The 20,111-nt window shown below is 74.8% G+C and carries 17 protein-coding genes, 2 tRNA genes and 1 pseudogene; 11 read left to right on the top strand and 9 right to left on the bottom strand.

The window, feature by feature from the left end; genetic code table 11:
- Positions 1-46: 46 nt before the first annotated feature.
- The 3 genes from LG396_RS09100 to LG396_RS09090 are packed head-to-tail and all read left to right on the top strand — an operon-like array spanning position 47 to position 6,883.
- Positions 47-706 carry an SLATT domain-containing protein gene (locus LG396_RS09100; protein ID WP_100302799.1) on the top strand — a complete coding sequence of 220 codons (660 nt, stop codon included), beginning with the start codon at positions 47-49 and terminating at the stop codon, positions 704-706.
- Between the two features lie 7 nt (positions 707-713).
- A complete protein-coding gene (locus LG396_RS09095; protein WP_225794337.1) occupies positions 714-4,847 on the top strand; it encodes an FtsK/SpoIIIE domain-containing protein in 4,134 nt (1,377 codons plus the stop codon).
- On the top strand, positions 4,844-6,883 hold the full coding sequence (locus tag LG396_RS09090) for a metallophosphoesterase family protein (RefSeq protein ID WP_225794336.1): 2,040 nt from the start codon (positions 4,844-4,846) through the stop codon (positions 6,881-6,883). Before LG396_RS09095 ends, LG396_RS09090 begins: the two co-directional genes overlap by 4 nt.
- 9 nt (positions 6,884-6,892) lie before the next feature.
- On the opposite strand, the gene LG396_RS09085 is transcribed toward LG396_RS09090, so the two are convergent.
- The gene (locus LG396_RS09085) at positions 6,893-8,503 is read right to left on the bottom strand and encodes a xylulokinase (RefSeq protein WP_225794335.1); all 1,611 of its coding nucleotides are present in this window, start codon (positions 8,501-8,503) and stop codon (positions 6,893-6,895) included.
- 130 nt (positions 8,504-8,633) lie between these two features.
- Positions 8,634-8,957 carry a hypothetical protein gene (locus LG396_RS09080; RefSeq protein ID WP_018834419.1) on the bottom strand — a complete coding sequence of 108 codons (324 nt, stop codon included), beginning with the start codon at positions 8,955-8,957 and terminating at the stop codon, positions 8,634-8,636.
- Between the two features lie 182 nt (positions 8,958-9,139).
- On the opposite strand from LG396_RS09080, the gene LG396_RS09075 reads away from it, so the two are divergent.
- A tRNA-Asn gene (locus tag LG396_RS09075) sits at positions 9,140-9,212 on the top strand.
- A gap of 217 nt (positions 9,213-9,429) precedes the next feature.
- Positions 9,430-9,503, top strand: a tRNA-Ile gene (locus LG396_RS09070).
- A gap of 118 nt (positions 9,504-9,621) precedes the next feature.
- Here LG396_RS09070 and LG396_RS09065 read toward each other — a convergent pair.
- Entirely contained in the window at positions 9,622-10,041 is a 420-nt protein-coding gene (locus LG396_RS09065; RefSeq protein ID WP_037749196.1) for a winged helix-turn-helix transcriptional regulator, read from the bottom strand.
- 74 nt (positions 10,042-10,115) lie between these two features.
- Here LG396_RS09065 and LG396_RS09060 point away from each other — a divergent pair, with 74 nt between their 5' ends.
- The 3 genes from LG396_RS09060 to LG396_RS09050 all read left to right on the top strand — a co-directional run bounded on the left by LG396_RS09060 (position 10,116) and on the right by LG396_RS09050 (position 11,843).
- Positions 10,116-10,949 (top strand): SDR family NAD(P)-dependent oxidoreductase, encoded by an 834-nt coding sequence (locus tag LG396_RS09060; RefSeq protein WP_225794334.1) that lies wholly within the window; start codon positions 10,116-10,118, stop codon positions 10,947-10,949.
- A 199-nt stretch (positions 10,950-11,148) separates the two neighbouring features.
- The gene (locus LG396_RS09055; RefSeq protein WP_225794333.1) at positions 11,149-11,286 is read left to right on the top strand and encodes a hypothetical protein; all 138 of its coding nucleotides are present in this window, start codon (positions 11,149-11,151) and stop codon (positions 11,284-11,286) included.
- Positions 11,287-11,531: 245 nt separating this feature from the next.
- Entirely contained in the window at positions 11,532-11,843 is a 312-nt protein-coding gene (locus LG396_RS09050; RefSeq protein ID WP_225794332.1) for a hypothetical protein, read from the top strand.
- A gap of 30 nt (positions 11,844-11,873) precedes the next feature.
- On the opposite strand, the gene LG396_RS09045 is transcribed toward LG396_RS09050, so the two are convergent.
- From LG396_RS09045 to LG396_RS09020, 6 genes are all read right to left on the bottom strand, one after another.
- The gene (locus LG396_RS09045; protein ID WP_225794331.1) at positions 11,874-13,469 is read right to left on the bottom strand and encodes a class I adenylate-forming enzyme family protein; all 1,596 of its coding nucleotides are present in this window, start codon (positions 13,467-13,469) and stop codon (positions 11,874-11,876) included.
- A 295-nt stretch (positions 13,470-13,764) separates the two neighbouring features.
- Positions 13,765-14,943 carry a lactonase family protein gene (locus tag LG396_RS09040; protein ID WP_225794330.1) on the bottom strand — a complete coding sequence of 393 codons (1,179 nt, stop codon included), beginning with the start codon at positions 14,941-14,943 and terminating at the stop codon, positions 13,765-13,767.
- A gap of 173 nt (positions 14,944-15,116) precedes the next feature.
- Positions 15,117-15,734 carry an MBL fold metallo-hydrolase gene (locus LG396_RS09035; protein ID WP_225794329.1) on the bottom strand — a complete coding sequence of 206 codons (618 nt, stop codon included), beginning with the start codon at positions 15,732-15,734 and terminating at the stop codon, positions 15,117-15,119.
- On the bottom strand, positions 15,731-16,816 hold the full coding sequence (locus LG396_RS09030) for an S-(hydroxymethyl)mycothiol dehydrogenase (protein WP_018834427.1): 1,086 nt from the start codon (positions 16,814-16,816) through the stop codon (positions 15,731-15,733). The genes LG396_RS09035 and LG396_RS09030 overlap by 4 nt, the downstream gene beginning before the upstream one ends.
- 80 nt (positions 16,817-16,896) lie before the next feature.
- A complete protein-coding gene (locus LG396_RS09025; RefSeq protein ID WP_225794328.1) occupies positions 16,897-17,325 on the bottom strand; it encodes an NUDIX hydrolase in 429 nt (142 codons plus the stop codon).
- A gap of 97 nt (positions 17,326-17,422) precedes the next feature.
- Positions 17,423-17,851, bottom strand: a complete 429-nt coding sequence (locus LG396_RS09020) for a Rid family hydrolase (protein WP_037749166.1) — start codon at positions 17,849-17,851, stop codon at positions 17,423-17,425.
- Positions 17,852-17,980: 129 nt separating this feature from the next.
- Between LG396_RS09020 and LG396_RS09015 the strand changes: the two genes are divergently transcribed.
- The 3 genes and pseudogenes from LG396_RS09015 to LG396_RS09005 form a co-directional block, all read left to right on the top strand.
- Positions 17,981-18,499, top strand: a complete 519-nt coding sequence (locus tag LG396_RS09015) for a MarR family winged helix-turn-helix transcriptional regulator (RefSeq protein WP_225794327.1) — start codon at positions 17,981-17,983, stop codon at positions 18,497-18,499.
- 67 nt (positions 18,500-18,566) lie between these two features.
- On the top strand, positions 18,567-19,217 hold the full coding sequence (locus tag LG396_RS09010; RefSeq protein ID WP_051642632.1) for an HAD family hydrolase: 651 nt from the start codon (positions 18,567-18,569) through the stop codon (positions 19,215-19,217).
- 271 nt (positions 19,218-19,488) lie between these two features.
- Positions 19,489-20,022 (top strand): annotated as a pseudogene (locus LG396_RS09005) (3-keto-disaccharide hydrolase); the annotation flags it as partial.
- Positions 20,023-20,111 lie beyond the last annotated feature (89 nt).

Below are 20,111 nucleotides of genomic sequence, written 5' to 3'. Positions count from 1 at the left end.
CCGATAGCCTCGGCGAGCTGGACTGGGGCGAGCGCGGAGGCAGTTGATGCCGGGTCGGGAGACGGGGACGCCGGACGTCCGGGGCGGCGGGAGCGGCCGTGGCGGCCGCGGCGGACGCCGTGACCTACGGGGCCGCCCCTTCCCCGGCGTCGCGCTGGAGGACGCGGGCGGACAGGCGGAGATCCTGCGCGAGCTGAGGGCCTGGGCGGAGCAGGAGGCCGAGGACGCCATCGAGTGGTACCTCGACGACAAGCGCCTCAAGCGCCGCGGCTCCCGCGTCATCAGCGCGCTCACGATCCTCCTCGCCGTCGCCGGCACGCTGATCCCCCTGGCGAGCGTCATCTCCGGCGGCCCGCCGCAGGGCTGGGGCTACGTGCTGCTGGCGCTGGCGGCGGGCTGCAAGGGGTTCGACCACTTCTTCGGCCTGTCGTCGGGCTGGATGCGCGACATCACGGCGGCGCAGGCGCTGCGCGCGGAGCTGAACGACTTCCGCATGGCCTGGGCGGCGGACCAGCTCCGCACGGGCCCCGCCGCCGGCCCGCTCGACCCGGCGGCGCTGGAGCGCCGGCTCGCGCTGCTGACGTCGCTGGTGGAGGCCGTACGCCGGCAGGTGGAGTCGGAGACGGCGGAGTGGCTGACCGAGTTCCGCGCGACGGCACAGCAGTTGCAGGACCACGCGGGACCGCCGCCGGGCGAGCGGGGGTGAGGCGGGGGTGACGACGGAGCGGATGCTGACGGTCGTCCTGCCGGGCGGGGCGGAGCGGGACGTCGTGGTGGAAGGGCCCGACGTCGCGCCGGTGTCGCTGGTGGCCCGGCGGCTCGGCAACTGGTGCGGCCTGCCTGCGGGCACGGAGCCCCTGTTCCTCGCCGACGGCACCCAACTGCCGCCCGACGCCACGCTCGTGGAGGTGCCCGTACGCCCGGGCGCCCGGCTCTGGGTCGGCCGGCCGCCCGCCGAGCCGGTACGCAGCCAGCTGACCCCGGAGGCCGTCCACCGCGCCCTGATCAAGAAGGGCCTCGCCGAACCGCGCGACGGCGGCACCCTGCTCGTCTCCCGCCGCGGCGGCACGGACCCCGCCGAGCCCGAACGCCGCGGCTGGCGGCGGCTGGTGGCGGACGCGCGGCGCCTCGCGGGCCTCGGTCCCGACCACGGGACGTGGACCGGGGGCCTGGACTGGCTGCTCAGGAACCCCGCCGAGCTGTGGCACCGATTGCCGGACAGCGCCGAGTTCCTCCGCGTCGAACTGGGCCACTACTTCAACATCGACGACGACCACCTGTACGCCCCGCTCCGCACGGACCTGCCCGCCGCCGGGGTCCTCGGCCTCACGGGGCCGTACAAGGCGAGCGAGGCCGCCGCGTGGCTCGTCGCCCACCTCCTGGCCACGCACAGCCCCGCCGACGTCGACGTACGCGTCCTGGCCACCGACCGGGACCGCGCCGTGTGGGACTTCCTCCGCCTGCTCCCGGAGACCCCCGCGGGCCCCCGCATCGCCTACGAGGCCGGCGGGTGGGCCCGGCACCTCAACGACCTGTCCGGCCGCGGCCACACCCGCCGCCGCGGGAGCGCCCGGCCGGCCGCGGCCGTCCTCGTCCTCGACGACGACCGCGGGCTGCGCGCCCTGCCGGGAGTCGCGGAACTCCTCAGGAACGGGCCCGAGTACGGCGTGTACACCATCTGCGTGGCGGCCTCGCCGCGGCACCTGCCCGGCGCGTGCCGCGAGGTGTTCGAGCTGGACGGCGGCAGGCCCGGCGAAGCCGGCTTCCGCGCCTACCGCGCCACCCCGGCCGAGACCGACCGCATCGGCCGCGTCCTCGCGCCCCTCCGCGACCCGGCCGCTCTCGCCGAGCCGGACAGCCCGCGCCTCCTCGACCTCCTCGACCTGCCGGCGTACGACGTCGAGGCGCTGGCCCGGCTCTGGGCGCGCCCCGCCCACGGGCTCTCCGCCCCCGTCGGCGAATCCCAGGGCGTGCCCGTCGCCATCGACCTCGTACGCGACGGCCCGCACGCCCTCGTCGCCGGCACGACCGGCTCCGGCAAGACGGAGTTCCTGCGGACCTGGATCGCCTCCATGGCCGCCGCCCACCCGCCCGACGCCCTGTCGTTCGTGCTGGTGGACTACAAGGGCGGCGTCGCGTTCACCGACTGCGCCCGGCTGCCGCACACCGTCGACGTCATCGTCGACTTCGACGCGTACCTCGTCGAACGCACCCTCACGGGACTCACCGCGGAACTGCGCAGACGCGAGGAACTGCTCACCCGGACCGGCGCGCACGACATCGGCGACTACGCCGACCTGTTCCGGGCCGGCGACCCGCGGGCACCGGAACCGCTGCCGCGGATGGTGCTCGTCGTGGACGAGTTCGCCTCGCTCACCCGGGAGTTCCCCGACTTCGTCAGCGGCCTCGTGGAGATCGCCCGGCGCGGCCGCTCCCTCGGCGTGCACCTCGTGCTCGCCACGCAGCGCCCGGGCGGCGCGGTGACCCCCCACATCCGGGCCAACACCAACCTCCGTGTCGCGCTGCGCCTCACGGACGAGGCGGAGAGCACGGACGTGATCGACGAGCCGGACGCGGCCTGGCTCGGCGAGTCCGAGCCTGGGGTGGCGTACGTGCGCACCGGCGCCGAAACCCTCGTACGCCTGCGCACCGCGCGCGTCGGCGTCCGCCGCGCGCCCGACCCCCAGCCCTGGTTCGAGGTACGGGTGCGCGACGCCCAAGGCGGCGGACCCGAGGACAGCGGCTCGCTGCGCGTGGAGCCGGAGCCCACCGGGCTGACGGACCTCGCCGTCCTGGTCGCCGGCATCGGCAGCGCCGCCGATTTCCTCCGCATCCCCCGGCCCCCGGCGATCCTCCCGCCCCCGCTCCCCGACGTGATCAGGCTCGACGCGCCGCTGACGGAAGCGGACCTGCCGAAGCGCGGCCGGGACCTCGTGCCCGTCCCCATCGGCCTCGGCGACATCCCCGACGACCAGTTCCAGACGGTCGCCGTGCTCGACCTCGCCGACAAGCTGCCGCTGCTCGCCTCCGGCGGTCCGCGCAGCGGGCGCTCGCAACTCCTGCGCACCGTCGCCGGTTCCGTCGCCCGCCAGCACAGCAGCGCCGACGTGCACCTCTACGGCATCGACTGCGGCACCGGCGCCCTCCAGGCGCTCACCGAACTGCCGCACTGCGGCGCCGTGGTCTCCCGCAACGAACCCGACCGGCTGACCCGGCTGCTGGACCGGCTCACCACCACCGTGCGCGTCCGGCAGTCGGAGCTTGCCGCCGGGGCGTTCGGCGACATCGCCGCCCAGCGGCAGGCGGTGGCGGCGCACCGGCGGCTGCCCTACCTGCTGGTGTTCCTGGACGGGTGGGAGGGCTTCGTCCACGCGATGGACAGCGTCGACTACGGCAAGCCCGTGGACGCCTTCATCCGGCTCTGCCGGGAAGGCCCGCGCGTCGGAGTCTGCCCCGTCGTCGTGGGCGGGCCGACGCTGCTGCACGGCCGGATCAGGACGGCGGCGGCGAACGTGCTCGTCCTGCGCCAGGCCGCCGAGACCGACTACCTGGAGGCCGGCATCAGGCCCCGGTTCGTCCCCCACCGCATGCCGCCGGGCCGCGCGCTGTACGCCGAGGGCAGGGACCGTACCGTCGTACAGATCGCGCTGCTGCCCGGCGGCGCCGAGACCGCGCGCGGCCAGGCCGAGGCGCTGGCCCGGATCGGCGCCACGGCACGGGAGCGGGACGCCCGGGTGCCGCCCACCCGGCGCCCGTTCCGCGTCGACGCGCTGGACCTGGCAGCCGACCGCTTCCACGTCGGCGGCGGCACGGGCCGGCCCGTGGGCCGCGACGCGGAGCTGGCGTGGCTCCAGGACCGGTACGCCACCGGCACCTCCGTCGCGCTGCTCGGGCCGCGCCGGGCGGGCAAGACGTGGGTGCTCGGCGAGTTGGAGCGGCGCCTCGTCGCGGACGGCGCCGGCCGGGTCCGCAAGCTCACCGTCCCGCACCGCGCCAGCCCCGTCGCCAGCCCGGACCAGCTCGCCGCCCTCCTCGACCCCGCCGTCCGCGGCGCGACGAGCCCCGCCGAGGCGCTGCTCACCCGCGCCGCCGACCGCGCCGCGCGCGCCGACCGCGAGGCGTTCCTGCTCGACGAGGTCGGCCGGCTCGCCGAGTACCACCCCGCCGCCGTCTCCTGGCTCCGCGACCTCGGCCAGGCCGGCGCGTGGCTCGTCTACACCGGCACCGAGAAGGACTGGCAGACCGTCGTCCGCTCCGCGCTCACCGCCCCCGGCTCCAGCTTCGGCAACGACGTCGACAAGCGCATCCTCGGCCCCCTCGGCGAGCCGCACGCGCTGGCGTTCCTCACCGGCACCGCCGCGAACCTCGGCGTCGACATCGAACCCGACCGCGCCGGCGCGCGGATCCTCGCGCTGGTCGGCACCTGGCCGTTCTACCTCCAGGTGATGGGGGACGCGGTCGTACGGGCCGTCCAGGCGGACGACCGCCGCCCGCTGACGAGCGGCCCCGCGCTCGAAGAGCTGTGCCGGCAGGAGCTGTTGATCGGGCGCAGCGAGCAGTTCCAGTCCCGCTGGGCGGAGATCGGCCCCGCGGGCCGCGCCGCGCTGCTGCACACCCCCGGCGGGCCGCCGCCGGAGCCGGCGCCGGCGCAGCGCATGGAGCTGCGGGACGTGGGGCTGCTGCGGCCGGGGGACGTGTGGCTGGCGGACCGGCCGTTCTTCGACTGGATCGCGCTGAGCCAGGTGTCGCTGCGGGACGAGTCGTTACGGGGCGGGGGACGGCACGAGCCCCCGGCGGACAGCACACGGGCCGAGGGCCCTGGAACCGATGAGGAGCAAGCCACATGAGCCGCTTCCGGCCGAGCCGGGCCTACCAGCCCGAGCTGGACGTCCGGTTCCCCGGCGACCACGTGCCCGGCTGGGCGCGGCCCCTGGCCGAGGGCCAGCTGCCCAACTCCGCCGCGTGGCTGGTCGAGCTGCCCCGCCGGGCGGGCAAGACGTGGCTGGCGCACGCCGTCGAACGGGCCCGGGGCGGCGACCGGGAGTCGCTGCGGGTGGACCTGCGCTCGACCGCGGAGGCGGTACGGCGCCGGGGGCTCGGGTGCCTGGTGGGCGGCAAGCAGCCGCCGCGGCTGCCGCCGGGGTGCGTGGTGCTGGTCGACGAACCGGCGCTGGCGCGGCGCGCGGAGCACGGCGGCCCGGCCCGTACGCACCACGCCGCCCCGGCCGCAGGCACCCCCGCACCGCCCGCCCCGGCCGGCGTCGACCCCGCTGCCCTGGCCGCCGGTCTCGAGCAGGTGCGCGACGCGGGCGCCGTGCCCGTCGTCTTCGCCACCCCCGCCGAGCAGTTGCTGCTCGCCCCGCACCTCGGCGCGGACGCCCCCAAGGATGTGCTGCGCCCGCCGCCGCTTGCCGGCGACGAATGCGCGCGCATGGCCGCCCGCGCCCCGGAGTGGGCCCCCGGCGTCGTGGAACTGCTGCGCCGCGCGGAACCGGCATGGCTGCAGACGCCGTTCCTCCTCGAACTCGCCCTGCAGACCGCCGAGGAGCACCCCGCGCTCCGCACCGACGCGGCGCGGCTGGCGACGGCCGCGTACGACGAGGCGTGCGCCCGCCACCAGTACGTGCCGCAGTGGTTCCACGACGGCCTCGCCGCCGAGCACCGCGCCGCGCTGCGGGCGCGGCGGTGGCACGATGCGGGCGTGGAGATCGCCGTACGGGCCGCGCACACGCCGCCCGCGGACGACCCCGTGCTCGTCCGCCACCTGCCCGACGTGCTGCGCATCCACCACGTCACCGACCTCCACCACGGCGGCGGGCTGCGCGCCAACGTCGACGCCAAGGACACCTCGCAGGCCGGGCAGCGGCTCGCGGAGCTGGCGGGCGCGGGCTCGCCGCTGGACGCGTACCTGGACCACGTGCGCCGCCTCGCCGACCAGGGCCGGGCCCCGCACCTGATCGTCGCCACCGGCGACCTCGTCAACCGGCCCGTCGACGCCGACGGCGAGACCGCACTCGCCTGGCTGCGCGCCCTGCGGGACCAGCTCGCCGACCACCCCGACCTGCGCCCCGACGACCCGCGGGTGCTCCTCACCGGCGGCAACCACGACGTGTCGTGGGAGCTGTGCCTGGAGGAGGACCCGCAGGCGCGGCACCGCTGGTTCGCCCGGGTCTTCGCCGGCTACCCGCACCCCGACCTGCACGAACCCGACACCGCGGCCCGCCGCGTCTACGTGACCTATCCGGACGCCGGGCTGCGGGTGGCGCTGCTGGGCACCGCGGAGTCCGGCGGCGAACCGGCGCACGACCGGGACCGCGAGCGGCTGGAGCGGTTCCGCGCGACGTACGTGGCGGCGGCGGACGCGGCGGACGAGGACGCCGTACGCCGGATCGTGCTCGAGTTCGAGCGCCACGACCCCGGCGTCATCGCCCGCGGCGTACTCGACCGGCTCAAGCGCGAACCGGGCTACGTCACCCTGGCGGCCCTGCACCACCCGCTGTCGCCGGTGCCGGCGGTGGAGATCGCCCCGTACTCGGGGGTGGTCAACGCGGGCCAGGCGAAGTGGACGATGGCGGAGGCAGCCACGTCCCTGGTCATGCACGGCCACACGCACCTGGGCTTCACCGCCGCGGAACGCCTGCTGGGCACCGCCCGCCCCTGGACCACGCGCATCGCGGGCGCCCCGGCGCTGGGCAGCCGCGAGTCGGACGAGCGCAACGGGTACAACGAGGTGTTCGTCGCCCGCGAGGGCGGCGACCACGCGCTGGCGCTGCGCACGGTCCGCTACGAGGCAGGAACCTGGAACCCGGGCCCGGCGTTCGGCTTCACCCCGGGCGCGGCGGACGAAACCCCCCTGACGGCCCTCTGCAACGACCCCGCCTGACGGGGCGGCTCAGCTCTGCGCGACTTCCTGCCCCGCCACGTGCCCCTGCCCCTGCTCCTCCGGCCTGGTCGCCGCTTCCCCACCGGCCGCCGCACCAGCCGGGCCCCCGGCCGCCGCCGCACCCGCCGCGCCGGCCGCAGGCCCCGCCGTGCCGGCTGCGAGCCCCAGCGCTCCCGGGTACACCGACTCCCGCACCGCCGCGTACTGCTGCCGCACCGCCTGGCCCAGCGCCAGGTCCTCGTCCGCCTCGAACGTCTCGTGCGGCCCCGTCTCCCACACCGGCGGCGCCTCCGCGCCGAGCCTGCCCTCCGCGACGCCCAGCGCCCACGCCGCCTGCCGGGCGGCGCCGAGGGCCGCGTAGTCGGCGGACGCCGGGACCACGACCTGCGCCTGGAGGACGGCGGGCGCCAGCGCCTGCACCGCGGGGAGGCCGGCCGCGGCGCCGAGGAGGAAGACGCGGCGTACGGACACGCCCCGGGCGCGCAGCACTTCCAGGGCGTCCGCGAGGCCGCACAGCATGCCCTCGAAGGCCGCGCGCGCCAGGTGTTCCGGCCGCATGCTCTCGCGGCGCAGACCGTGCAGGGAGCCGGCGGACTGGGGGAGGCTCGGGGTGCGCTCGCCGTCGAGGTACGGCAGGAGTACGAGCCCGTGGGCGCCCGGCGTGGAGGTGAGCGCCAGCTCGGAGAGCCGCTCCAGGTCGGTCGGCGCCAGGCCCAGCAACTCGGCGGCGCCGCGCAGGGCGCGGACGGCGTTGAGGGTGTGGACGACGGGCAGGTGCATGCCGGTGGCGTCGGCGAGCGCGGTGATGGTGCCGCCGGTGTCGGGCAGTGCCGCGTCGTGGACGGCGTAGACCGCGCCGGAGGCGCCGAGGGTGACGACCGCGTCGCCGGCGCCGAGGCCGAGGCCGAAGACGGCGGCCATGGTCTCGCCGGTACCGGCGGAGATCAGCAGGCCCTCGGGGGTGCGGCCGGCGGCGTCGGCGGGGCCGAGGACCTCCGGCAGGCCCGCCTCGTGGCCGAGGGCCAGCTCGACGAGGTCGCGGCGCCACTCGCCGGTGTGCGCGGACCAGTAGCCGGTGGTGGAGGCGGAGCCGCGGTCGGTGGTGCGGCGGGCCGGCTTGCCCAGCAGCTGCCAGACCAGCCAGTCGTGCGGGGTCATCAGCTGCGCGGTGCGCTTGGCGTGGTCGGGCTCGGTGGCGGCGAGCCGGCGCAGCTTGGTGACGGGCAGCTTGGCGTCCGGCACCGCGCCGACGGCCTCCGCCCACGCCGCCCGGCCGCCGAACTCGCCGGCGAGGTCGGCGGCGGCGCCCTGGGCCCGCTTGTCGTTGCCGGTGAGCGCGTGCCGTACGGGCGCGCCCGCGGCGTCCAGCGGGATGACGGCGTGCTGCTGCGCGGCGACCCCGATGGCCTGCACGCCCTCCAGTACGCCGCCGTCCGCGGCCTCGCCGAGCGAGAGGAGCCACGTCTGCGGGTCGGCCTCGTACGCCGCCGCCGCCTCGTCGACGGAGTCGGACACCGGGTGCGGGGCGTAGCCCTGCTTGAGTACCGCGCCGGTGTCGGCGTCGCAGACGACGATGTTGGTGCCTTCAGGCGAGCTGTCCAGACCGGCGACTATCCCCATGCCGCAGATGATGCCCTATCGGAAGGGCCATCCGGGCACCGGCGGGGTTTCGGCCAGGGGACTGACCGGAACCGGCCCGCCGGCCGCGGGGGCGCCTCGAACCGGTGCGCGCCCCGCGGCCGGGCCGGGGTCAGGTGTTCGTCGTACCCCAGTCGTCGGGCTCGTCGCGCCGGCCGCGGCTGCCGTTCGCGTGCCCGTTCCCGTGGAGGAAGTGGACGCGCGCGGCGACGTTCTCCGGCACCACGTCCGCGAACTTCGTGGAGAGCGAACTCGCCGCCTTGGTCACGGCGTCCCGGCTGGTCAGCGCGGCGGCCTCGGCGGCGTTGCGCACCGCGGGGGACTCGCTGAACTGCTGCGCGGCCTTCCGCAACTGCTCGTAGCGCTCGCGTCCGGCCCTACTGCCCAGGACGTACCCGACGGCGATCCCCGCAACGAAGCTCACCCGGTACCGCATGGTCTCCACCTTCCTTCGGACTGCCTCGACTGGGCTGTTCCGCCCTGCTGTCACCGGTACGCGTACCCGGAAGAGGGGGAAGGGTGAATACCGATTTCGGAGCGGACCCAGCCATGCGCTAATGTATTGCGAGCAGCACAGGAGCGCCCCCCGGGAGCGGGAAGGGCCTCCGTGCGGAGCAGTCCTCCGTAGCTCAATCGGCAGAGCAGCCGGCTGTTAACCGGCAGGTTACTGGTTCGAGTCCAGTCGGGGGAGCAGGTATGCGAAGGCCCCGAACGGGGCCTTCGCCCCTTTCTGCCCGCGCGACCCTCCCAGCTCCTCCGCCCCCGGAACCGGAAGCGGTCCACCCGCGTCCTTCCGGACATGCGCAGCCGCCCGGGCCCTCCCTGGCGACGGGGTCTCCGGGCGACAGATCGTATGAGCGGCTATGCTGCGGCAGACGGCGCGCACATCTGTACGTGACGCGCCGTACGGGGCGGTAGCTCAGCCGGTTAGAGCAACGGACTCATAATCCGTCGGCCGTGGGTTCGAGTCCCACCCGCCCCACCCAGGTCCTCCCCCGAAGGATCGTTTCGACCAGGAGATTCCTCCCGCTCCCCCGTCGGCGTTCGGGCGCCGGACGGGGGCTGGAGTTCGTTTGCCGGCACCTCGGCGACGGCCGGCGTCACGGGGTGTCCCGTGCGGCGGCATGGCGGGCCCGGGCCCCGCTGATCTCTTCCTCGTGCCGTACGGCCCAGTCGGCCAGCGCCGAGACCGGCTCCAGCAGGCTTCGCCCCAGCGGGGTCAGGCTGTACTCCACGCTGGGCGGCACCGTGGGATGGACCTGGCGACGCACCAGACCGTCGGATTCCAGGGTGCGCAGCGTGCGCGTCAGCATGCGCTGACTGATGCCCTCGACAGCGCGGTGCAACTCGTTGTACCGGTGGGGACGGCCGCCGAGCAGGATCACCAGCAGCATGCTCCACTTGTCGCCCACGCGCCGGAGCACGTCCCCGACCGGGCACGCGGCGAGTTCGTCGGCCGGCACCGGTCGGGGCAGCTCATGGGCGAGCACCGAGGGCACATCCGTGTGCGTACCGGACATCAAACTGCCTTCTTTCCGCCTGTGGCGCTGCCGTTCACGATGGGTCGGTCGATGCCGATCCTAGGGAGCAGGCCGTGCCGGGCACACCGAAGAAGACCGTGATCATCAGCGGCGGTACCGACGGCATGGGCCGCGCGGTCGCCCTGGAACGGCTCGCCCGCGGCGACCGCGTCACCGTCATCGGCAGCAGCGAGGACAAGGGACGCGCCCTGCTCGGGCAGGCCGGCGAGCGGCACTTGCGCTTCGTGTGCGCGGACCTGTCCTCGATCGCGGAGGTCGAGCGAGTCGTCGCCGGCATCGCGGCGGAGTACGAGGCGGTCGACGCGCTTGCCCTCTTCGCCAACCGGGTCAGCCGCAGGCGGAAGGAGACGGCCGACGGCCTGGAGTCCACCTTCGCCCTCTACTACCTGAGCCGCTACCTGCTCAGCCACCGCCTGCTCCCGCTCCTCGACCTGGCCCCCGCGCCCGTCATCGTCAACGTCGCCGGCGTCGGCAACACCGCGGGCAGAATCCACTGGGACGACCCCCAGATGATCCGGCGCTACGGCCCCGTACGCGCCCAACTCCAGGCCGGCCGAGCCAACGACCTGCTCGGCGTCGCCTTCGCGGTCGGCGCCGCGACCAGGACGCGCTACGTCGCCTACCACCCCGGCTTCACCCGCAGCGGCATCGACAGCCACGACATCCCTCTGGTCCGCGGCTCCCTCAGGCTCCTCGCCCGGTACTTCGCCCGCCCCGTGGCCGAATCAGTCCGACCGATCGTCGACTGGATCGACCAGCCGCCCCCCGATGCGCACACGGCCGTCGACAGGGGCAGGCACGTCGATCCGTCCCTCAGGACGCTCCGCCCCGAGGACGCCGAGCGCCTGACGGCGTACACGGAGGACCTGCTCCGGTCGTTCCGGTGAGGCGGATGAGCCGTACGCGGGCCGCGCGGCGGTCAGCAAACGGGCGGGGTGTCCGGCGCAAGGAAATCCAGCGGTGGCGAGTCGAGGTTCCGGGCCCCTGGACGGCCGTGGCGCGGCGCCGGGATGATGGCCGGGACGCAGCCCTCGGGGCCGGGGCCGGTGCGCGGGGGCGGGGCGGGTCGGAAAAGGGGGGCGGAGGGTGTCCGAGGTCGACCTGATCGTCTTAGCGGTGCTCTGCCTGGCCGCGTACCAGGTGTTCAGCACCGTGCGCAGGGCGGTCCACAGAAGCCGGCTTCCTCCGCCGTCCGTTGATCCGTTCCTGCCACCCGTCACCTGAACCCGCCACCGATCAGGTGCAGTTCACGGCCCGGGACGCCTGCCATCCACCCGTGGTGAGTGCGGCACTTCAGCAGGTCGGGGCTGGGACATGTACGTGGAGCTCGCGCTCTGCGCGCACCGCCCCCTGCCCGACATGCGCGAAGCGGCGCAGGGCCGCATCGCGCTCCTGCTTTCCGGCCACAACCATCTGGATGGACTGGTCTGGTAGGCCGTCGCCTTCGGCGACCGACCGGCGAGAGGACCATGACCGAAGAGTTCACGACCGATCTCGACGACGGGATGCTCGGGTTCTTCCGGGACATCGCCGGCGTCTTGGTGCGGCGCATCGGCATCCCCCGGGCCGAGGCCGTGGCCCGGATCAACCGGGCGTTCGGCGGTATGGAGATCGGGCCGTATCCCGACCTCATGTGCCACGAGCTGCCCGAGTACTGGGCCTACGGCCTCTACTACGCGGGCGACGTGCCGTACTGGGAGCCGGAGGCGGACGCCGCCGGCTGGGAGGTGCGTCCCGCGCCGGCCGCGGGCGGGCCCGAGTGGACCCTGCCGGAGGGATGAGACCGCGGGGAGGAGAGGGGACCGCGGGGGTCAGAGGCGGTCGTGGAGGAGGCGGGACAGTTCCACGCGGCGGGTCTTGAGGGTCGCGGTGCGGGGGAGTTCGGCCAGCGGGAGGTGGACCGGCGCACCGAGCTGCGGGTAGTCGGCGGTGGCCGCCCGCCAGCGGGCGGGGACGAGGGGCTCGTCGCCGCGGGTGCACAGGACGGGGACCGGCTCGGCGTCGGGGCCCTGGACGACGACGAGTTCGACGAGTTCCTCGAGCCGGTCCAGGACGGTGTCCTCGATCTCCAGGCTGGAGCCGACGCCGGGGATGGTGTCGGTCTCGCGGTCGAGCATGTGCAGGCAGCCGGCGCGGGTGCGGTAGCCGACGTCGCCGGTGCGCCACCAGCCGTCGTGGACGTTCTCGTCGTAGCGGTCCTGTTCGCCGTGGTACGTCCGGGCGATGCCGTCCCAGCGGACCTCGATGAACCCCGGGTTCGCGGCGGACACCTTCCGGCCGTTCCGCGGGACGACCCGGATCCGGGCGCTGCCCGGCAGCGGGAAGCCGACGCAGCGGCCGTCCATGCCGCGGGTGTCGCGGCGGAAGTAGGGGCGGCCCGCGGCGGGGCCGACCTCGGACTGGCCGTAGATCTGGAAGAACCGCGGGGCGCGGCGGCGGGAGGCGTCCAGGAGGCGGCGTACGGTCCGCGGGTGGAGGGCGTCGAACGTGGAGGAGAAGTACTTCACGGACGCGAGGGGCTCGCGCGGGTCCGCGGCCAGGCCCTCCCACGCGAGGAACGAGTTGGGCAGCGCCTCGACGAGGCCGGGCCGGTTCCGCAGGAAGGTCTTCGCGGCGCTCTCCGGGTCGTGGTGGGCCATCAGGACCGCCGGCATGCCTTTCCGCAGCACCAGCGCCATCGCCGCGAACAGCCGCGAGTGCACGAACGGCACGCTGACGGCGACCGTCTCGCGCCGGCGCGTCAGTGCGAGCAGGGCGAGTTGCGGGCGCAGCCGGGCGCGCATGGTGCGCGGGGTGTGGACGACCAGTTTCGGTACGCCCGTGGTGCCCGAGGTGTGCGTGATCATCGCCGGTTCGTCCAGCCCCCGGAACTCCGGCGGTACGGGCGGGGACCCGGCGAGCCGGGCCAGCGAGGGCACGCCGCGGCCGGTGCCCGCCACGCCGATCACCGACGAGGTCAGCTCGTCCAGCGGCAGGCCGGCCAGCTCGGCCAGCTTCGGGCCGTCGACGAGGAGGTGGGGGCGGTGCGGGCCGCGCAGGCGCCTGAGGAGGGCGGCGACCGTCGGCGCGGGCAGCGCGGGGGAGAGCATGACGGGGATCGCGCCGAGGCGGGCGGTGGCGGTCGCGAGCAGCCAGGCGTCGAAGTTCGCCCGCTTGTGGACGACGACGTGCGCCCCGGCCCGTACGCCCGCCGCCGCCAGCCGGTTCGCCAGGTCCGCCGCGAACGCCGCCACTTCGGCCACCGTCAGCCGGCGGCCGGCCTCGGGCAGGACGTCGAGGTCGTGGTCGAGCGTCAGCAGGGCGGCGCCGTGCTTCACCGCGGCCCGCTCCGGCACCGTACCCAGGTAGAGGCCGCGCTTGTGGTTCGGATTCCGGCTCACGATGCCCTCCACCCAGACCGGCGTCACGTTCGGTTACCGAGGGCGGCCCGGCCGCCCGCAGTCGCGCGCCGACAGTGTGGGGTGGCGGACTCGGCCCGCGGCGGAGGACGACTTGGTGCTCAGTTGAGGATTCGTCATGGGAAAGGCGGCATACAAGATATGCCTGACCTCTCGGGCTCCTTGGAGGGAGTGTGAGGGTGTGTTTGATTCTTCGTTCGAATTACGGTCTTCGGTTCGGACGCGCCCGGGGCGGTTCCGGGCCGCCCGCGGACCCGTCACGGCGTCACCCGGCGTGACGGGCCCGCGGGCCTGCCGGCCCCGCTCAGGTGGGCAGGACGCAGCCCGTCGACGCCGTCGCGAACGGCTCGCCCGCCGCCGTGAGCGCGCCGCTCTCCGCGTCCACGGTGAACACGCCGATGGTGCGGCCCCGTTCGTTGGCCGAGTAGAGCAGCGCCCCGTCCGGCGACAGGGTGATGTGCCGCGGCCAGTCGCCGCCGCACGGCACGGTGTCCACCAGCTCCAGGGCCGCGCCGCCGTCCGCGACGGCGAGGCGGGCGACGCTGTTGTGCCCCCGGTTGGAGAGGTAGACGAACCGGCCGTCCGCCGAGATCGTGATCTCCGCCGGGTAGTTGCCGCCGGGATCCACGTCGTCGGGGAGGGTCGGCAGGCTCTCCAGCCGGGTCAGCCCGCCGGTCGCCGCGTCGTGGGCGTACGCGGTGACGGTGCTGTCCAGCTCGTTGGCCACGTACGCGTGCGTGCCCTGCGGGTGGAAGACCATGTGCCGCGGGCCGGCGCCCGGCACGGACTTCACCTCCGACACCGGCGACAGCGCGCCGCTGCCGGGGTCGAGGGTGTAGGTGTGGACGGAGTCGGTGCCCAGGTCCACGGCGTGGACGAAGCCGCCGGCCGGGTCGGTGACGATCTGGTGCGCGTGTGGGCCCTCCTGCCGGTCCGGGTCGGGACCGGAGCCGGAGTGCTGGACGAAGCCGGTGCGCTCGCCGACGCTGCCGTCGGCCTCGATGGCGTGCGCGGCGACGCTGCCGCTCGTGTAGTTGGCGCTGAGCAGGTGCCCGCCGCCGGGGTGCACCGACAGGTGCGTGACGCCGGCGCCGCCGGTGGACTGCACGCCGCCGAGGGCGCTGAGCGCGCCGTCGGCGCCGATGGCGTACGCCCGCACACCGCCCTCGGCGCCGCCGCCGACGGTGGAGTAGAGGACGTCGCCGGCGGGGGAGAGGGCGAGGAAGTCGGGGTTGGTGACGTCGCCGAAGCCGCCGCCGGTCTCGGCGAGGGCGCCGGTGGCGGTGTCGTAGGTGCAGGCGAGGATGCCCTGGCCGTACGTGCCGAGGTAGAGGGGGCGTTGGGCGAGGGCGCGGGGGGCGAGCGGGCGGGAGCGGTCGGCCGGCGCGGGGCCGGCGTGGGCGGAGCCGATGCCCGCGGCGCCGAGGGCGCCGATGCCCGCGGCGCCGAGGAGCAGCGCGCGGCGTGTGGGTCGGGACGGCATGGGAGACCTCCAGTGGGGGATGGAGTGACGAATGGGTGGCATGTCCCGGCCATGAGCATGCCGGGCACCCCCGGACCGGTCAACGCCACCGCGGAGCACCGGGCGCCGCCGGCGGGCACAACCGGCCACGCCCGTTCCCGTACCTCCCCGACCCTTCTAGACCGCTCGGGGCCTCACCACTCCGCCGCCCCCGCCGCCTCCGCCGCGATCGTCGTCGACTCGCCGTGCCCCGTGCGCACCACCGTCTCCGGCGGCAGCGTCAGCAGCCGCGCGCGGATCGACGCCTCGATCGTCGGGCGGTCCGAGTACGAGCGGCCGGTGGCGCCCGGGCCGCCGTGGAAGAGGGTGTCGCCGGTGAAGACGGTGCCCAGGTCGGGGGCGTACAGGCAGACGGCGCCCGGCGCGTGGCCGGGCGTGTGCAGGACGGTCAGCTCCGTGCCCGCGACCGGCAGCGTCCCGCCGTCCGCGAGGGCGCCGTCCGGGGCGCGGTCGGGGTGGGTCATGTCCCACAGCACCCGGTCGTCGGGGTGGAGCAGGACCGGGGCGCCGTACATGTCGGCGAGCGCGGGGGCGGCGTCGATGTGGTCGTCGTGCGCGTGGGTGCAGACGATGGCGGTCAGGCGGCGGTCGCCGACCGCGGCGGCGATGGCGTCGGCGTCGTGCGCGGCGTCGATCACGAGCGCCTCGGAGTCGTCGCCGACGATCCACACGTTGTTGTCGACGTCCCACGTGCCGCCGTCGAGCGAGAACGTGCCGGAGGTGACCAGGTGGTCGATGCGGGCGCCGCTCACAGGACCACCACCGAGCGCAGCACGTCGCCGGCCTGCATCCGGGCGAACGCGGCCTCCACGCCGTCCAGTTCGATGGTCTCGGAGACGAAGGCGTCGAGGTCGAGGCGGCCCTGCCGGTAGAGGTCGATGAGCATGGGGAAGTCGCGGGACGGCAGGCAGTCGCCGTACCAGGACGACTTCAGCGCGCCGCCGCGCCCGAAGACGTCGAGCAGCGGCAGCTCCAGCTTCATCTCGGGCGTGGGCACGCCGACGAGGACGACGGTCCCGGCGAGGTCGCGGGCGTAGAACGCCTGCTTGTACGTCTCCGGGCGGCCGACCGCCTCGATGACGACGTCGGCGCCGTTGCCGCCGGTCAGCTCCCGCACCGCCTCGACCGGGTCCGTGGCGCCGGCGTCCACGGTGTGGGTGGCGCCCAGGCCGGTCGCGGTGGTCAGCTTCCGCTCGTCCACGTCGATCGCGATGATCTTGCCGGCGCCCGCCAGCCGCGCCCCCATGACGGCCGCCCCGCCGACGCCGCCGCAGCCGATGACGGCGACGGAGTCGCCGCGGCCGACGTTGCCGGTGTTGAGCGCGGCGCCGAGGCCGGCCATCACGCCGCAGCCCAGCAGCCCGGCCGCGGCGGGGGACGCCTCGGGGTCGACCTTCGTGCACTGGCCGGCGGCGACGAGGGTCTTCTCCGCGAACGCGCCGATGCCCAGCGCGGGCGACAGCTCGGTGCCGTCCTCGAGGGTCATCTTCTGCGTGGCGTTGTGGGTGTCGAAGCAGTACCAGGGCCGCCCGCGCTCGCACGCCCGGCACCGGCCGCACACGGCACGCCAGTTGAGCACGACGAAGTCGCCGGGTGCCACGTCCGTGACGCCGTCGCCGACGGACTCCACGACTCCGGCGGCCTCGTGGCCGAGGAGGAAGGGGAAGTCGTCGTTGATGCCGCCCTCGCGGTAGTGCAGATCGGTATGGCACACCCCGCACGCCTGCACCGCCACCACCGCCTCGCCGGGCCCGGGGTCGGGCACGACGACGGTGGCGATCTCCACCGGCTGGTTCTTCGCACGCGCGACGACGGCTCGTACGTCCTGGGGCATGAGGGCGCTCCATTCGTGGCGGGGGCTCATACAGTACGTCCCCCGCCCCCGCGGGGGAGCCAGGCGGGCGGCGGGACCGCCTACCGGACGAGCCCGACGAATTCCCCCTGGTCCCCGGCCAGCAGCCCCGCGGCCCGCTCCAGGGGGATGAAGAAGCACCGGAAGACCATTCCCCGGTCCTCGTCCGGGCCGGCGACGGTGTGCATCCAGTCGTCCCGGGTCTCGCGGGTACGCGCCTGGAAGTAGACGGTGATCTGCGGCTCCCCGGTGTGGGGATGGGGACTCTGCTGCACGGCCAGCGCCGCCCCCAGCGTGACCGCGGCGGCCCCGGTCTCCTCCGCGACCTCCCGCAGCGCCGCCTCGGTGAGCAGTTCCCCGGGCTCCACACCTCCGGCGGGCACCTGGGTCCCGGCCCGGGGGTGGTCCCGGTGGTCGAAGACGAGCAGCTCCGGCCCGCCGGGGCGGCTGCGGATCACGTAGGAGGCGGTCCTGACACGCGCGGGATGCATCGGGAGGGACCTCCGGTCGGGGCGGTGCCGTGCCGGCAGGCGGTGCCGTGTCGGCGGTCGGGTCGGTTCGGCCGGTTCCTTCCCGGGAGGCTACGGCTCAGTCGCCGGAGCCGACGACGGCCGTGACGCGGATCTCCACGCGCATGGCGGCCAGGCCGAGGACCGTGACGCCGGTCTCGGTCCAGATCGGCGCGCGGCCGTCGAGGCGGCGGCGGAACTGCTCGGTCATGACCGCGTTGTGGTCGTCGCCGATGGCGTCGTCCCCCGGCGCGACCTTGTGGTACGAGTTGACGTGGATGACGTCCTTCCAGGTCGCGCCGACCGTGGCGAGCGTGCGCTCCACGTTGTCGAAGGCCCGGACGATCTCGTCCTCCAGCGAGTCGGGGATGACCAGGTCGTCGTCCACCCCGGCCTGGCCGGAGATCTCGACCCGGTCGCCGACGCGGACGGCCCCGCTGTAGCCGTGGCTGGCGTGCAGCTTCTCGCCGAAGCCCGGGGTGACGCCGAAGGTGACGGTGGTGCTCATGATGCGTTCCTCTTCCTGTTCTCAGGGGGTGCGCTTCCTCTGGTGTGAGTTCACGCGTAAAGTAAAAGTAGCAGAGGATGACTTCAAGCGCAAAGTCATGACGGCTTCGCGGGAAGGACGGGAAGGTCGATGAGCGGCACGGAAGAGCCCACGGGTGGCACGGGCGGGCGCGAGGGCGACGAGGGCGACGAGGAGCTGCGCTGGCTCGACGAGCAGGAGAAGGCGGCGTGGACCGGGCTGATCTCCCTCGTCCTGCTGCTCCCCGGCAGGCTGGAGTCGCCGCTGCGGCAGGAGCACGGCCTCACCCTGTTCGAATACCTGGTGCTCAGCCACCTCTCCGAGGCGCCGCAGCGCAGGCTGCGGATGGGGGAGCTGGCCTTCCTCGCCAGCGGGTCGCTCTCCCGCCTGTCCAACGTCGTCAAGCGCTGTGAGCAGCGCGGCTGGATCGTACGGGCACCCGACCCGGCCGACGGCCGCTACACCGTCGCCGAACTCACCGACGCGGGCTTCGACGTCGTGCACCGGGCGGCGCCCACGCACCTGCGTGCGGTGCGCGACACCGTCCTCGACGCGCTCAACACGGCGGACCAGAAGGCCCTTGCCCGTATCGCGGACAAACTCCGCATCGTCCCCGACGGCCTCGGCTGAGGGCCGCCCCGGGCCCGCGCGGGCCGCACCCGACCGCCGCGGGCGCGGCTGCGTCTACGCTGCCGTCATGACGCAAAGCACTGTTGAGCTGGTGATCTTCGACTGTGACGGCGTGCTGGTGGACAGCGAGCGGATATGCGTCAAGGTCGATGCTGCGGTCATGGCCGACCTGGGATGCGCCTTCACCGAAGCCGAGATGATCGAGCACTTCGTGGGTTCGTCCATCGAGGTCTACACGGCGCTCATCGAGGAACGGCTCGGACGGCGGCTGGAGAAGGGCTGGCAGCGGCAGTACGACCACCTCTACCGCGCGGCGCTGGAGGACGAACTGACCGCGGTCGACGGCATCGCCGAGGTGCTGGACCGGCTCACCACCGCCTTCTGCGTCGCGTCGAACAGCGGGCACTCCGCGCTCCGCCGCAGCCTGGAGCTCACCGATCTCCTCGGCCGCTTCGAGAACCGCATCTTCAGCGCCTCCGACGTGCCGCGGGGCAAGCCGGCGCCCGACCTCTTCCAGCACGCCGCCCGCTCCCTGGGGGTGCCGCCCGAGCGGTGCGTGGTGGTGGAGGACAGCGCGTACGGGGTGCAGGCCGCCCGGGCCGCGGGCATGCGGGCCTTCGGCTACTGCGGCGGGCTCACCCCGGCCGCGCGGCTGGCGGGGCCGGGCACGGTCGTCTTCGACGACATGCGGGACCTGCCCGGGCTGCTGGCCGGCTGACTGCCGGGGCCCGACTTCCGGTACGTACCAAGGCGTTGACCCCGGGCGGCAAGGGGCTTACGTTGACAGGGCACAGTCATGAAAGCGCTTTCTTCGCGATCTCAGGAGAACCACTGTGCCCACCCCCCACCGCCGCGCCCCCCTGCGGGCCGCCCTCGTCGCAGCCGCCGCCGGTTGCTTACTCGCCGCCGCGCCCCCTGTCCCCGCCCCGGCGGCCGGCGCCGCCACCGCCCCGCCGGCCGCCGCGACCGCCGCCCCCGAGCGCCTCGTCCTCTTCGACGGCACCTCCACCGAAGGCTGGAGCCAGGCAGGACCCGGCGGGTTCACCCTCGCCGACGGGGCGCTCACCTCGTACGGCGGCCTCGGCCTCCTCTGGTACTCCGGCCGGGAGTTCGGCACCGACTACCGCCTGACCCTCGACTGGCGCATGGCCGGCGACGACAACTCCGGCGTGCACCTCGGCTTCCCCCCGGGCGACGACCCCGCCATCCGCAACGGCGGCTTCGAGGTCCAGATCGACGCCACCGACTCCCCGGACCGCACCACCGGCGCGGTGTACGGGTTCCAGTCGGCCGACATCGCCGCCCGCGACGCCGCGCTGAACCCCCCGGGCGAGTGGAACACCTACGACCTCCGCGTCACCGGCGACCGGCTCACCGTGCGGCTCAACGGCGTGGAGATCAACGACTACACCGACACCGTCCCCGAGCGCCGCCTCGGGCCCGGCCACATCGGGCTGCAGAACCACGGCGCCGGGGACGAGGTCTCGTTCCGGAACATCGTGATCGAGGTCTATGGCAAGTGACGAGCAGGCGGGGACCGCCGTCCCGCCGAACCGCCTCCACCGTTGGGAGCCCCATGAGCCGTCAGATCAAACCCCTGTCCCTCGTCGCC

Origin of the sequence: Streptomyces aculeolatus (assembly GCF_020400605.1) — a bacterium.
Lineage (GTDB): Bacteria > Actinomycetota > Actinomycetes > Streptomycetales > Streptomycetaceae > Streptomyces > Streptomyces aculeolatus.
Note: the sequence above shows the minus strand (reverse complement) of the source record. Positions and strands in the feature narration are given on the sequence as shown.